Below are 13,944 nucleotides of genomic sequence, written 5' to 3'. Positions count from 1 at the left end.
AACGCAAAACCTGTCGATATCGCCGCAGGATCCGATATCCCCGCCATCCGATGGCAGCTTCATCAAATCGAAGCTGCCGCTCGGCGGATCCGCGAAAAGGACCTCGGCTTCCGCCGCCTATGCGAACAAGAAGTCGTGTTCCGTCAGCAAATGCTGACTGTGCACAACCACATCACCCGTATCGAATGAAATCCGACTGTCATGCGTGGTTGGGTCGAATGCTGAAATAGTCAGCTGGCTGAAGTCCTGGATTCCCAGTGCGGAAACATCGATATGGTCGGTTCCCCAATTCGATCCCGCACAGCAAGCGCCCTGACCAAAATCCCCGATTTTGTCCTGGCCGTTATTGAATTTAAACACGAAGGTGTCGTTTCCGCCTTTGGCGTGACCGACCATTACCTGCGCGTCACCCCACATGTCGTCGTTTCCGTTGCCGCTGATCAGAGTATCGTTGCCGCCACGAGAATGACCGGACATCGTTTGGGCGTCGCCGATCAGGGTAATAGATCCTTCCCTGTGGCGAACGGCGTCGACATTCAGCACGTCGTCGCCTCCATGAGCATTGCCCGACATCGCTTGCGCATCACCCACGATCATATCATTCGCGGTTTGTTGCGCCCGAACGATAAGGCTGTCGTTACCACCGTGGGCGCTACCCGACATGCTCTTCGCATCGCCATAGGCCAGAACGGCCCCGACGGAAGCGACGTTCATCGTATCGTTACCACCCATGGCATGATCGCCGAGATTGCCACCGGCATCGCCGTAAAACGTTACGCTGTCTTCAAGACCTGTATTGAGAACGTCATTACCGCCATGTGCGTGACCGGATATATTTCTGCCGGCATCTCCGTAGAATGTAACGAACCCTTCAGAGCTACCGTCCGTGGCTGTGTCGTTACCACCAACGGCATGATCCTTCAGGTCGCCGCCGGCGTCTCCATAGATTGCAAACGTGTTCTGAAAAGCGGAAAGCTTAAAGGTATCATCGCCTCCCGCTGCATGGCCCGATATGTTCTTTCCGGCGTCACCATACATGGCGACTGTGATGTTGGTTGCACTTGGAGCTGCGCTCAGAACGTCATTGCCGCCCTTCGCGCTGTCAGAGATGCTTCCTCCCACGTCTCCATACAAATTGGTCGTGGAACCGCTTGGCCCAGTTATCTGCGCGAACAGAATATCATCGCCGCCGATTGCGTGGTCGGCAATATCTTTGACGGCATCGCCATAAAAGTTGCCCGAGCCATGTATGGTTAGATTATCGTTGCCGCCCGTGGCATGATCCAACAGGCTTCCTCCGGCATCCCCGTAAAGAATGCTGGTCAAATCTGACGCGACCAAGATGTCGTCCGCGCCTATTTGATGGCCGGTTAAATTCCCCGCTGTTATCGGAACTCGCTTAACCATTTCGGCCTCCTCCAAGCTAAAATGACGTCTTAGCCTGCGGTTTAAAAAATATAAAATCAAGCTCAAAAGTAATATTACTATCTATCCAATTGATCTTGCGGACTAACTTTTACAACTACAACAAGTTTGCAAAATCGATTTGGGATAGAGAGATGCTATTCTTCACGAAGGGCTCTGGCCATCTGGTCCGCCATCGGCTTCGTCAGGTAGGCAAGGACTGTTCTTGCGCCGGTCTGCAAGAAGCCCTCGACCGGCATGCCGGGGACGGCAGTCAGCTTCCCAAGCCGGCTCCACTCCGCCTTGGATACGTGGGCGCGAAGGACATAGTAGCTTGCGCCGGAATGCTGGTCGGTGGTCAGCTCGGCTGAGATCTTGGTGATGTCTGCGTTGAGTTCAGGCGTGTCCCGCTGATTGAACGCTGACAACCTCAACGTGACCGGCTGCCCGACGATCACCTGGTCGATATCCTGTGGCGAAAGTTTAAGCTCCGCAACGAGCGCATCCTGATCCGGCACGATCTGCATAACAGTTTCGCCGGGAGATATCACGGCGCCCGCCGCATGCACGCTCAGGTGGTCGATGATGCCGGCCTGCGGCGCTCTTATATCGATCCGCTTCAAATCGTCCTCTGCGGCGATCAATCGCTCCAAAAAAAGCCCCGTATCACTCTGTGCCTGACGCAGTTGCTCCGACACCTCGGCACTGTGATCGTCGTCGACCTGCGTGATCTGCAGCTCGGTCTCCGTCATCTTACCTTTGGTCTGTGCGATGCTCGAGACGAGATTGCCGAGCTCTCCAGTCAGGCTGGCGCTCTCGCGTTGCAGCGCATAAACCTTCGCCGCCGGGACGATACCCTTCTCAAACAGACGCTGGAGGCTGGCAAGCTCTTTGGCGATCAGATCGATCTCAATGCGCTTGCCATTCTCTTGCGCAACCAGACCGTCCGCCTCTTGGCTCAACTGCTGGATACGCTCGCCTAGCTGTGATTTGCGGCTTTGCCTGGATGCCAGTCGATCGTCGAACAGGCGTCTCTCGCCGGCGATCGTCCGGGCGATTTCATCTTCGCCGGCACGCGAAAGCAATTCCGCCGGAAAAGCGATCGCTGGCGCGCCATCGCGCTCCGCATCGAGCCGCGCAGTTCTCGCGAAGAGTTCGTCCAGACGTTTTCGTATGATCGCGAGATTGGCGCTCGTTTGCGTATCATCGAGATGGATCAGAAGCTGGCCGGCATCGACACGGTCACCGTTCTTGACTTGAATGTCGCCGACAATCCCCCCTTTGAGATGCTGGACTGGCTTTACATAGCTGTCGACCACGAGCGTTCCAGGGGCGATGACCGCACCGGAGATCTCCGTCGTCGCGGCAAGCCCCCCCATCACGCCGACAAGCAGGACAATCGTCCCAAGCATCACAGCGGAAAGTCTGGGTATCGAACGCTCGCTGGGTGACAGCTTTAATCCGCTCATGATCCGGCATCCTCGCCGGCGACCATCAGCCGGACCGCACTCTGTTTGATCGGTTGCCTCGCCGGATTTCCGAGAACCGCGTCTTTAGGTCCAAACGCCTGCAACCGCCCTCCGGCGATGACCATCACCATGTCAGCCGCGATCAAAGCGCTCGGCCGGTGGGCGATGACTATTGCAATGCCGCCCCGCGCACCGACATTGAGCAGGGCCTGGGTCAATGCCGCCTCGCCTTCCGCGTCCAGATTTGAATTGGGTTCGTCCAGCACCACCAGGAATGGCTCTCCGTAGAGCGCTCGCGCAAGTGCGATACGCTGCCGCTGCCCCGCCGAAAGCCGGGAGCCACCCTCCCCGATCACGGTATCGAAGCCCTGCGGGAGCTTTACGATCATGTCATAGACGCCGGCAGACTTCGCAGCGGCGACAACCGATTGCGATGAAGGCCGCTTTTCAAAGCGGGCGATGTTGTCGGCAATCGAACCGTCGAAAAGGCTGACATCCTGTGGAAGATAGCCGACATAGCGCCCCAGATCGGAGAGGTCCCATTGCGAGAGGGCGGCGTGATCGAGGCGTATCGAGCCGATCGCGGCCGGCCAGAGGCCGGTGACCGCACGAGCGAGCGACGACTTTCCCGAGGCGCTGGGGCCAATGACCCCGAGGACGGTCCCGGCCGATATGTCAAACGAGATGTTGCGAAGGATGAGCTCACGGCTGCCCGGAGATGCGAGGCTCAGATTGTCTACGGTCAATTTCGACCTGGGTGCCGGCAGACTGATGCTCTGGTGTCCGGCGGGCATGATCTCCAACAGTCTAACAAGCCGCGACCAGCTTTGCCGGGCGGCGACGAACGCCCTCCATTGGCCGATGGCAAGCTCCACCGGCGCAAGCGCCCGGCTGACCAGGATCGAACTTGCGATCATGATGCCCCCGGTCGCTTCTTGCCGGATGACGAGAACAGCGCCGACTGCGAGCACGGCAGACTGAAGCATCAAGCGCAGGATGCGCGACGTGGTCGTCAGCATGCCGGTCACGTTGCCGGCTGCCAGTTGATTTGCCAGATAGGCGTCGTTGATGTCGGTCCATCGCTCCGTCATCCGGCCGACGAAACCCATTGCGACAACCGCCTCCCAGTTTCGCCGCGCGCTTTCAGCAAAGGCAAGGCGCGCTGCCGAATGTTTGGCGGCCTCGACTGCCGGGCGCTGCGACATGATCTCGGCAAGGACCGCCAGAACGACGAGGACGATGGCACCGCAGGTCGCAGTCAGCCCGATCCAGAAGTGGAACAGAAAACACAGCCCGAGATAAAGCGGTATCCAGGGCAGGTCGAACAGTGCGATCGGACCGGTGCTGGAGAGAAAAGACCGGACCTTATCCAGATCGCGAACCGACTGCATTCCGTCACCTGGCGCCTGCATCAATTGTGGTTGAAGCACCAGCGAAGCAAAGACCTTACCGTTCATCCGCTCGTCAAGCGCCACGCCGACGCGTGCCAGCAGCATCGAACGCAACAGCTCAAGAATGCCCTGAAATACGAAAAGGGTCGCGGCGATGATCGCAATGCCGACAAGCGTTGGAAGACTATGGCCGGGAATGACCCGGTCATAGACCTGAAGCATAAAAAAGGAGCCTGTCAGGGCCAGCACGCTTAACACGGCGCTGGCGATCGCGATGCTGAGGAACGCCTTTCGCAGCGACGACAGTACCGCCATCAGAAATGTTCGGGGCAGTTTTTTCGACGGAAGAGCCATGCAGCTTCAATCCTTCATTTATTGCTACCGCCAGGCAGATACCAATAATGGTGGTATTACTATTACGAATCCACCGGTATATCTATTCAAAAATACATTCGTTTTCCGAACTCTTCTTTACATATACATCACCCCCGAAATCCATCCTGAACGCGACGCGGCTCGCCTCTCCACTCCTCCTGGTTGGCTCGAGGGCGAAGTGCGACTTGCAATGGATAACAACGGCTTATCGCTTGCGAGGAGCGTGACGTGAAGCGCACCTACTCCCAGATCGACATGGATGAACGCCGCAAGATTGCACGCGAGCGGCGCGCCAAATCGAGCCCATGCCGTTGCCGAGCGCAAACGGTTCAGGCATCGGGACGGCGATGTCGAAGGTAGAGTATTAGAGTTTCAGCCATATCCGGCACGAACAGAAGCAGTTGCGTTCGTGTCAAAGTTCGAAGAAAGATTTAGGAGCAGTGCCGGTTCCGATAGCAGCCCTCAGTAGCGCAGCATATAGCCATGAGCAGGTGTCAGGTGATCGCCACGACGACGCGACCGCGGATGCGACCCGCAACGATATCCTCCCCGATTTTCGGCAAGGCGGACATCGGCTCAATCCGCGTTAACGTCTCCAAGCGGACCGGATTCAAGTGCTGGCTCAGCGTCCGCCAGGCACGTTCGCGTTTCACCATGGGCGCCATGACGGAATCGATGCCGAGCAGCGCCACGTTGCGCAGGATATGTGGCAAGACCGTCGCCGGCAGATCGGCGCCGCCGGCAAGACCGCAAGCGGCCACCGCCCCGCCGTAGACCGTTTGGGACAGCACGTTGGCAAGCGTCGTCGATCCGACGGAATCGATGGCGCCCGCCCAGCGCTCTTTCTGCAGCGGGCCACCCTTCTCGCTGAGCGCCGCGCGCTCAACGAAACCGGAGGCTCCCAGCGAGGCGAGATAATCGTATGTTTCCGGCCGGCCAGTCGATGCCGTTACCTTGTAGCCCTTGTTGGCAAGCAGGCTCACGGCGACTGAGCCGACGCCGCCGGCAGCACCTGTGACCAACACTTCCCGATCGTCGACGCCGATCGTTCCCCAATCCTCCAGGGCATTGACGCAAAGGGCGGCGGTATAGCCGGCCGTTCCGATTGCCATCGCCTGTTCCAGGGAGAATTCGGGCGGCAGCGCGATCAGCCATTCCGCCTTGACCCGCTGGTATCGGGAATAACCACCCCATTCGGTCTCGGAGAGGCCCCACCCGTTCAGCACGACCTTGTCGCCCGCAACCCATTTGTCCGAACGCGACTCGACGACAACGCCGGCAAGATCGATACCGCCAACCATCGGCGTGCGGCGCGCAATCCTTCCCTTGCCGGAAAGGGCCAGGCCGTCCTTGTAGTTGACCGTGGAAAACGCAACCTCGACCAGAACGTCGTGATCGGGCAGATCGGCCAAGTTCAGCTGCCGGAAGCCGGCCTGCTGTTTGCCATCAACCGTATCGATCACCATTGCCGTAAAAGAATCTGACATGGAATTCCCTTGACCTTCAATGCTTCTGAGGATGTGAGCCGACTGGATTCAGGACTGCGCCTGCTCGCCGGCCCGACGGCTGCGCGCATCGAGCGCGGCGCTATAGCTGTCCCGCACATAGGCAAGGAGATTTGTGAGCGCCGCCGTTGCTTCGCCGACATCGCGATTGCTCAGCGCCTCATGGATCCGCTGGTGGAAGGCAACGACCTGGCGGCGCTCCCGCACCCTGAAGACGATCATGTTCGTGATCGGAATGAAGGATTCGATCACGATGTACATCATCAGCTTCAAGGGGCCGTTGCCGGTCGAGTCGACTAGGGCGCGATGGAAGCGCACATCGGAAGCGCAGAAATCTTCGTCGCTGATGTCCTGATCCCGCTGCAAGGCAATTTCGGCCGCCATGGCCTGTAATCCTTCTTCGCTGCGGTTCTCGCAGGCAAGCCGGCAGCAGATAGTTTCCGTCTCAAGCCTTGCGGTAATAATTTCGTCGATATCGAAAGCGCCGATGCCAACGAGAAGCGTCGCGGCACCAGTAATCGCCTTCGACAGACCTTCCGGATCGGGCCGCATCACGAAATTGCCGCCGAGAGGGCCGCGACGCGAATGAATGAGATTCTGCGCCGCCAGACGCTTCAACGCTTCGCGCACCGTCGGGCGCGAAATTCCGAAGCTGCGGGCAAGATCCTCTTCCGTCGGCAAGCGCTCGTCGATCTTCAGACGCCCGTCCAGGATCGCGGACTTGATATTCTCGGCGACCTGTTTGGCGATGCCAGATCTTACCACTTCGTCATATCTAAGATTCATAGAGCTCCATCCTTCGCTCGAAAGCATTGATGCCATGCCTTCATCGAAAAGGCTATAGGTATTTAAATATAGGTTTGACAAATATCAGATAGGCGATAACCTGCCCTCGATCCAGATAACCAGGGGAACAGAATGGGCGGATCGATCGACCGGGCGCTCGCCGCTCATCCCTTATCTGCGCCGTCTTTGCGGCTGTGGGAATTGCTGGCCCGCCTCAACGACAGGCTGGACAAGAACGCTGTTGTCGTCGGTCCGGATGTCGGTGACGCCTATTGCGCGGACGCGACAGACGAGCGCGGCGTGCGACCGTCCATCCTGTTTCGCCCCAGGGATACCGCGTCGGTGTCGGCCATTCTTTCCGCATGCGACGCCCTTCGCCAGCCTATCGTCGTGCAAGGCGGACGCACTGGTCTTGCAGGGGCCGCGCGGCCTATGGCTGGCGAGGTTGCGCTGTCCCTGGAGCGCATGAGCGCGATCGAGCCCGTTAACGAGGATGCCGGCACTGTGATCGCTCATGCCGGTGCGACCCTGCAGGCTGTCCAGGAGACCGCCACCAGCCACGGCTTCATGTTCGGCGTGGATATTGGCGCGCGCGGCACCTCCACCATCGGCGGCAACATCGCCACAAATGCCGGCGGCATTCGCGTTCTGCGCTATGGCATGTATCGCGCCCAGGTTCTTGGCCTGGAGGCCGTGATGGCGGACGGCTCGGTGCTGACCGGCCTAAAAGGCCTTTCGAAGGACAATTCGGGTTTCGATCTCAACCAGATCTTCATCGGTAGCGAAGGTACGCTCGGCGTCGTAACCCGTGCCTGTTTGCGTCTTCATCCGAAGCCACAGTCACTGGCCAACGCATTTTGCGCACTTCCCTCGCTCGGCGCGGCCATCGCTCTCCTGCGGCGCCTGCGCCAGAGGTTGGGACCTTCCCTCTCCGCTTTCGAAGTCATCTTCCCGGCTGTTTACGCCGGCGTTCTCAATCGTACCGGTGCGCCACCGCCTGTGCCGGCGGGTGCCGGAATGTATGCGCTCATCGAGATGCAGGGACAGGACGAAGCTGGCGACGAGGATCGCTTCGCGGCTGCACTGATGGAATGCTACGAGGAAGGCATCGTCAGCGATGTCGCGGCTTCCCGCTCTCTGCGCGACTATCATGCCATATGGGCTTTGCGCGAGGCGGCGAGTGAGTTCATTTTCAGCATGGACCATGTCGCGGGCTTCGACGTCAGCCTGCCCATTTCCGCAATGCAGCGGTTCCTGGACAGGGCCACGGCCGAAATCGCAACTGTCGATCCCGCAGCGTCCATCTACATTTTCGGTCATCTCGGTGACGGCAATCTGCATTTTCTCGTTCGCACACACCACTATGACCGCGTCGCGGACGCGACATACTCCTGTGTCGCCAGCGAAGGCGGATCGATATCGGCCGAGCATGGCATTGGCCTTGAAAAGAAGAAGTGGCTGGCACTCGTTCGCAGCCCGACGGAGATGGCCGCTATGCGCCGTCTCAAAGCAGCGTTCGATCCCAATAACATCCTCAATCCCGGCCGCGTTTTCGACATGGAACCGACAACACCGCGGGAGCGCGCATAAATGTCCACCCTCCCCGTCGCCGCCCACCCCGAAGATCGGCCCAAGGCCTCCGCCGCGACGACACCCAGCCTCGATGACCGCTACACGCTCGATCGGGGAAGCATCCTCGTTTCCGGCACGCAGGCGCTCGTTCGCCTGCCGATGATCCAGCGTCAGCGCGACCTTGCGCGCGGATTGAACACCGCCGGCTATGTCTCCGGATATCGCGGTTCGCCACTTGCCGGTTTCGACCGCGAAATGGCGCGCGCGAAGAAATATCTCGACGACCATCACGTCCGCTTCCAGCCCGGCCTCAATGAAGACATGGCCGCTACTGCCGTCTGGGGCACGCAGCAGACGGCGATGTTTCCGGGCGCACGGTATGATGGCGTCTTCGCCATGTGGTACGGCAAGGGACCTGGCGTCGACCGCAGCATGGACGTGATCCGTCATGCCAACGCCGTCGGCACCAATCCGAATGGCGGCGTTCTGCTGCTTGTCGGAGACGATCACGGTGCCGTTTCGTCGACCCTGCCGCACCAGAGCGAGCATAATCTGATCTCCGCGATGGTGCCGCTGCTGTCGCCAGCCGGCGTCGGGGAATATATCGACTACGGATTGCTCGGCTGGGCGCTCAGCCGCTATTCCGGCGCCTGGGTCGGCTTCAAATGCCAGACGGAAATTGTCGAGTGCACCGCGACGGTCGAGCTCGACCCCGATCAGTCCGCCATCGTCTATCCCGACGGCAATGGCGATCTCTCGTTGCGATGGCCGGATGGCCCACATGCGATGGAGCGGCGGCTGGAAAACAAGATGGAGGCGATACACGCCTTCGCCCGTCAAAACAGCATCGATAGAACGGTCTGGGGCAGCATTGCCGGCAAAGCGAGGCTCGGCATCGTTTCGACCGGGAAATCGTGGCTCGATCTCATGGGCGCGCTGGCAAGCCTCGGCATCGACGAGCGCCGGGCCGGCGAACTCGGCATCCGGCTTTACAAGATCGGCATGGTCTGGCCGATCGAACCGGAGGGGCTGCAACGGTTCGCCTCCGGCGTCGAAACCCTGTTGGTGGTCGAGGAAAAGCGCGCGGTCATCGAAGACCAGATCAAGGCGCAGCTTTTCAACATGGCCTCCGACCGGCGTCCAAGGATCTACGGCAAATTCGGCGTGGATGGCCGACCGCTCTTGTCCGCAGCCGGCGAGATCAATGCTGTCGCCGTTGCGAGAGCGATTGTCTCTCTCATCGGTGAGCATCACACCGATCTGCTGGCGAGATCGCACGCTATCGAGGCCATCTTCGCAGCCAGTGCTGCGGAAACGCCGGCGCTGAAACGCGACCCCTATTTCTGCTCAGGCTGTCCGCACAGTATTTCCACCCGGCTACCCGAGGGAAGCCGGGCATCCACCGGCATCGGCTGTCATATGATGGTGATCGGGCTGGAAGAGCGCAACACCTCGACCTTTACCCAGATGGGCGGCGAAGGCGGCGCGTGGATCGGCCTTTCCCAATTCACCGACGAAAAGCATATCTTCGTCAACATGGGTGACGGCACCTATTTCCACTCCGGGCTGCTTGCGATCCGCGCCGCAATCGCCGCCAAGGTCAACGCCACCTACAAGATCCTCTATAATGACGCCGTCGCAATGACCGGCGGCCAGAAGCATGATGGCGAAGTCTCCGTTCCCGGCATTGTCGGGCAGATGCTCGCGGAAGGCGCGGCCCGCGTCGCCGTCGTCGCCGAGCGCCCCGAGGTCTGGCAAGGCAATCTGCCGTCCGGCGTTACGATCAACCACCGCGACGAACTCGATGCGGTGCAACGCGAATTGCGCGAGGTGGCGGGTGTTACCGTCCTCGTCTACGATCAGGTTTGTGCTGCCGAAAAACGGCGTCGGCGCAAGCGGGGCGCTTTGGCCGTCTCCGACAAGCGCGCCTTCATCAACGAACTCGTCTGCGAGGGCTGCGGCGATTGCTCCGCGGTTTCCAATTGCATCTCCATCGAGCCACAGGAAACGGAGTTTGGCCGCAAACGGCGGATCAACCAGTCGAGCTGCAACACCGATCTTTCCTGCATAAAAGGTTTCTGTCCGAGCTTCGTCACCGTCGAGGGCGGCACCATCCGCAAGCCGGACGCTAAAGCAGGCAAGGCAAGTTTCGATGACCTCCCTCTTCCGGCCATCCGACCGATCACCGACCGTCCCTACAACATGCTGCTCGCCGGCATCGGCGGAACGGGCGTCATCACCGTCAGCGCCATAGTGTCGATGGCCGCTCACATGGACGGCCTTGCCGTGCAGACCCTCGACCAGACCGGTCTTGCCCAGAAGAATGGGGCCGTCATTTCGCACCTGCGGGTCGCAAGGACGCGAGAGCAGATCACGTCCGTGCGTATCGGACCGGGCGAAAGCGATCTGGTCCTTGGCTTCGATATCGTCGTATCAGCGGCCCAGAACGCCCTGTCCACATTCGCCTTCGGCCGGACCAGGGCCGTTCTCGACGATCATTTCGCACCAACGGCCTCGTTTGTGCAGAACACCGCGATCGATTTCCGTCAGGAAGCGACGTTGAAGGCGTTGCGCAGAGCGGCCGGTGACGATGCCATCAGCCTTATCGCCGCGACGAAACTGGGGGCGGCCCTGATGGGCGACGCGATCGCCGCCAACATGTTCCTGCTTGGCCACGCCTGGCAGCGCGGACTGGTTCCAATCAGTCTTGAGGCAGTCGATAAGGCGATCGAACTCAATGGCACGGGCATTGCGATGAACCGCGCAGCCTTTGGCTGGGGCCGTCGCTCGGTGGTCGATCCGGAAGCTGTCAAACAAGCCGCCGCAGTCGACCTGGACGAGGCGCCGGCCAAGCAGACGCTGGACGACCTCGTCGCCAAGCGCATCGAGTTCCTAACGCACTACCAGAACACCGCCTATGCCAACAAATACCGCAAGCTGGTGACGACCGCCCGCAATGCCGAGGCCCGAGCGAAGCTCGGAGAGGATTTTTCCGGAGCCGTGGCGCGTAACGCCTTCAAGCTGATGGCCTATAAGGACGAATATGAAGTAGCTCGTCTCCACAACGACCGGAGCTTCAAGGACAAGATTGCCGCGCAGTTCGAAGGTGATTTCGAGATCAAGCATCATCTCGCACCGCCGCTCTTTTCCCGAAGGATCGACAAGCGCACTGGCAACCCGGCAAAGATTGCCATCAGCCGCAAGCTGATTTCACCGGCGTTCTCCGTTCTGGAGAAATTGCGCTTCCTTCGCGGCACGCCGCTTGATCCCTTCGGCTACACGCATGAGCGACGTACAGAGCGCAAGCTGGTCGCCGACTACACGGCACTGATCAACGACCTCTCGGCAAACCTGTCGCCGGAAAACCAGCAGCGCGCCATCGCGCTCGCCCAACTCCCTGATCAGATCAGGGGGTTTGGTCCGGTCAAATCAGCATCGATAGAGCGTTTCGAGAAGAACAAGGCGGCCCTGTTGATGCAGGCATCGAGCACTGCATCGCAACCGGCTGACACCAGCGTAAAGAGGAAAAGCATATGAGCATGACCGAGAGCTTCGAGACCATCCTCTATGACAAGGATGAACAGGACAAGTTCGCGACGATCACCATCAATCGGCCGGACAAGCTCAATGCGATGAACAAGACGACGGTGCGCGAGATCGACCGTGCCGTTGCGCTTGCCGTCGCCGACAAGGACGTCAACGCGCTGGTGATTACCGGTGCCGGCCGCGCGTTTTCGGCCGGTTATGATCTGCAAGGCGCAGACTATGACGTTAGTATCGAGGACTGGCATGCCGACATGTCGGAAAATGCCCAGGCACTTCTGAATATCTGGAAAGCTCCAATCCCCGTCATCGCCTCGGTGAACGGTTATGCGCTTGCCGGCGCTCTCGAACTCGTCATGTCGTGCGATCTTGCCATCGCCGCCGACAACGCCAAATTCGGCGAACCGGAAGTCAGGCACAATTCCGGTCCGCCTGCCCTCTTCATGCCTTGGCTGCTGGCCACCCGCGATGTCCGCTGGCTGATGTACACCGGTGACCTGGTGGACGCGGAAGAGGCGCTGCGCATGCATCTGATCAACAAGATCGTGCCCGCCGATCAGCTCAAGCAAAAGACCGAGAACCTGGCGCGCAAGCTGGCGCGCATGCCGGTTCCGGCGATCAAATTCGCCAAGTCCTCCATCAACAACCAGCAGGTCGCCGCCGGCCTGATGACATCCTTTGACTACAACGTGCACGCCATTGCCGCCCTCCATGTCAGCAAGGACGGACAGGAATGGATGCGCAATCTTCAGAAGATGTCTCTGAAGGAATATCTCGAATTTCGCGACGCACCCTTCAAGGGGCTCGACTGACATCATCTCCCTCGTTGGCAGGCCGTCAAGCCGCCACGACAACACGGCTATGTTCACTCCGGAAAGGATCAGACAATGCAGACGGCCCCGTCCTCAAGGCAGGATATGGACAGTATTCCGGTCATAAATATCGCACCTTTCATCCGTCAGGCCACTGGTAGCGATGCCGTGGTCAAGGCGATCGAGGCTGCCTGCCGCGAAACCGGCTTTTTCCTGATCACCGGACATGGCGTCTCCAAGGAGGCGACCACGCAGCTTTACAATCTTGCTCGCGATTTCTTCGACGAACCGCAAGACTGGAAGAAGAAGCAGGGTCGAGGAACCTCGCTAAAGGGGGGCGTCGCTTTCTCCCCCATCGCGGACGAGGCGCTGAGCGCCACGCTGGGGATCAAGACGCCGGGGGACTACAAGGAAAGCCTGAATTTCGGGCCGCGCCTTCCGGGTGACGCCTGGCCTACGGTTCCACAAGGATTACAGGCGGCCTTTAACGCCTATTTTGGCGAGATGGAGACGCTCTCTGGGCATCTGCGACGCGCATTCTGCCAGGCGATCGGGCTTGCGCCCGATTACTTCGAGCCGGCCTTTACCGACCACCTTTCGGCACTCCGCGTCATCAACTATCCGGAACAGCAGGAAAGCCCGCTGCCCGGCCAGTTGCGCGCAGGCGTCCATACCGATTACGGCTTCATGACCATCCTGCGTTCGGAAGCATCGCCGGGAGGGCTTCAGGTCCGCAGACGCGACGGCGAATGGCTGGATGCGCCGAACGTCGAGGGCGCCTATGTCGTCAATATCGCCGATGCCTTCATGCGCTGGACCAACGACGAATGGCTCTCGACGCCGCATCGGGTGGCCAATCCACCCGGCAACTTCAAGGGTACGACACGGCGTCAATCCATTCCCTTCTTTGTCAATCCATCGAAAGAGACGCTCATCGAATGCCTGCCGCCCTTTGCGGCAAAGGCGCCGGCAAAATACACGCCAATTACCTACGGAGACTATATCGCGCTGAAGACAAGCCAGGCCTTCAGCAAGTCCTGAGCGCAAGAAGCGAAACATCGCCTGCCGCACCAGCACCCACCGACAT

General features: G+C 59.7%; 9 protein-coding genes. 4 read left to right on the top strand and 5 right to left on the bottom strand.

The genetic code is table 11. The features are described 5' to 3' along the window. Positions 1 to 117: 117 nt before the first annotated feature. From PMI03_RS00715 to PMI03_RS00690, 5 genes are all read right to left on the bottom strand, one after another. Positions 118 to 1,407: a hypothetical protein gene (locus tag PMI03_RS00715; protein ID WP_007688909.1), complete on the bottom strand. Its 1,290-nt coding sequence runs from the start codon at positions 1,405 to 1,407 to the stop codon at positions 118 to 120. Between the two features lie 155 nt (positions 1,408 to 1,562). After that, positions 1,563 to 2,873 carry an HlyD family type I secretion periplasmic adaptor subunit gene (locus PMI03_RS00710; protein ID WP_007688908.1) on the bottom strand — a complete coding sequence of 437 codons (1,311 nt, stop codon included), beginning with the start codon at positions 2,871 to 2,873 and terminating at the stop codon, positions 1,563 to 1,565. Beyond that, on the bottom strand, positions 2,870 to 4,618 hold the full coding sequence (locus PMI03_RS00705; protein WP_007688907.1) for a type I secretion system permease/ATPase: 1,749 nt from the start codon (positions 4,616 to 4,618) through the stop codon (positions 2,870 to 2,872). The genes PMI03_RS00710 and PMI03_RS00705 overlap by 4 nt, the downstream gene beginning before the upstream one ends. 515 nt (positions 4,619 to 5,133) lie before the next feature. Beyond that, the gene (locus tag PMI03_RS00695; protein WP_007688906.1) at positions 5,134 to 6,126 is read right to left on the bottom strand and encodes an MDR family oxidoreductase; all 993 of its coding nucleotides are present in this window, start codon (positions 6,124 to 6,126) and stop codon (positions 5,134 to 5,136) included. Positions 6,127 to 6,174: 48 nt separating this feature from the next. Continuing rightward, on the bottom strand, positions 6,175 to 6,930 hold the full coding sequence (locus PMI03_RS00690) for a FadR/GntR family transcriptional regulator (protein ID WP_007688905.1): 756 nt from the start codon (positions 6,928 to 6,930) through the stop codon (positions 6,175 to 6,177). A 132-nt stretch (positions 6,931 to 7,062) separates the two neighbouring features. On the opposite strand from PMI03_RS00690, the gene PMI03_RS00685 reads away from it, so the two are divergent. The 4 genes from PMI03_RS00685 (at position 7,063) to PMI03_RS00670 (ending at position 13,898) form a co-directional block, all read left to right on the top strand. Continuing rightward, a complete protein-coding gene (locus PMI03_RS00685) occupies positions 7,063 to 8,520 on the top strand; it encodes an FAD-binding oxidoreductase (protein ID WP_007688904.1) in 1,458 nt (485 codons plus the stop codon). Next, a complete protein-coding gene (locus tag PMI03_RS00680; RefSeq protein ID WP_007688903.1) occupies positions 8,521 to 12,039 on the top strand; it encodes an indolepyruvate ferredoxin oxidoreductase family protein in 3,519 nt (1,172 codons plus the stop codon). It begins immediately after the preceding gene. Further along, positions 12,036 to 12,857, top strand: a complete 822-nt coding sequence (locus PMI03_RS00675; RefSeq protein WP_007688901.1) for an enoyl-CoA hydratase/isomerase family protein — start codon at positions 12,036 to 12,038, stop codon at positions 12,855 to 12,857. The genes PMI03_RS00680 and PMI03_RS00675 overlap by 4 nt, the downstream gene beginning before the upstream one ends. 75 nt (positions 12,858 to 12,932) lie before the next feature. Continuing rightward, a complete protein-coding gene (locus PMI03_RS00670; RefSeq protein ID WP_007688899.1) occupies positions 12,933 to 13,898 on the top strand; it encodes an isopenicillin N synthase family oxygenase in 966 nt (321 codons plus the stop codon). Positions 13,899 to 13,944: the final 46 nt, after the last annotated feature.

The sequence above is a fragment of the Rhizobium sp. AP16 genome (genome assembly GCF_000281735.1).
Lineage (GTDB): Bacteria > Pseudomonadota > Alphaproteobacteria > Rhizobiales > Rhizobiaceae > Rhizobium > Rhizobium rhizogenes.
The sequence above is the reverse complement of the archived record's forward strand: the minus strand, read 5'-3'. Positions and strand labels throughout refer to the sequence as shown.

Coding starts and splice junctions, on each gene's coding strand:
- PMI03_RS00670 (WP_007688899.1), top strand. CDS start 12,933: ATGCAGACGGCCCCGTCCTCAAGGCAGGATATGGACAGTATTCCGGTC.
- PMI03_RS00710 (WP_007688908.1), bottom strand. CDS start 2,873: ATGAGCGGATTAAAGCTGTCACCCAGCGAGCGTTCGATACCCAGACTT.
- PMI03_RS00680 (WP_007688903.1), top strand. CDS start 8,521: ATGTCCACCCTCCCCGTCGCCGCCCACCCCGAAGATCGGCCCAAGGCC.
- PMI03_RS00690 (WP_007688905.1), bottom strand. CDS start 6,930: ATGAATCTTAGATATGACGAAGTGGTAAGATCTGGCATCGCCAAACAG.
- PMI03_RS00695 (WP_007688906.1), bottom strand. CDS start 6,126: ATGTCAGATTCTTTTACGGCAATGGTGATCGATACGGTTGATGGCAAA.
- PMI03_RS00685 (WP_007688904.1), top strand. CDS start 7,063: ATGGGCGGATCGATCGACCGGGCGCTCGCCGCTCATCCCTTATCTGCG.
- PMI03_RS00675 (WP_007688901.1), top strand. CDS start 12,036: ATGAGCATGACCGAGAGCTTCGAGACCATCCTCTATGACAAGGATGAA.
- PMI03_RS00705 (WP_007688907.1), bottom strand. CDS start 4,618: ATGGCTCTTCCGTCGAAAAAACTGCCCCGAACATTTCTGATGGCGGTA.
- PMI03_RS00715 (WP_007688909.1), bottom strand. CDS start 1,407: ATGGTTAAGCGAGTTCCGATAACAGCGGGGAATTTAACCGGCCATCAA.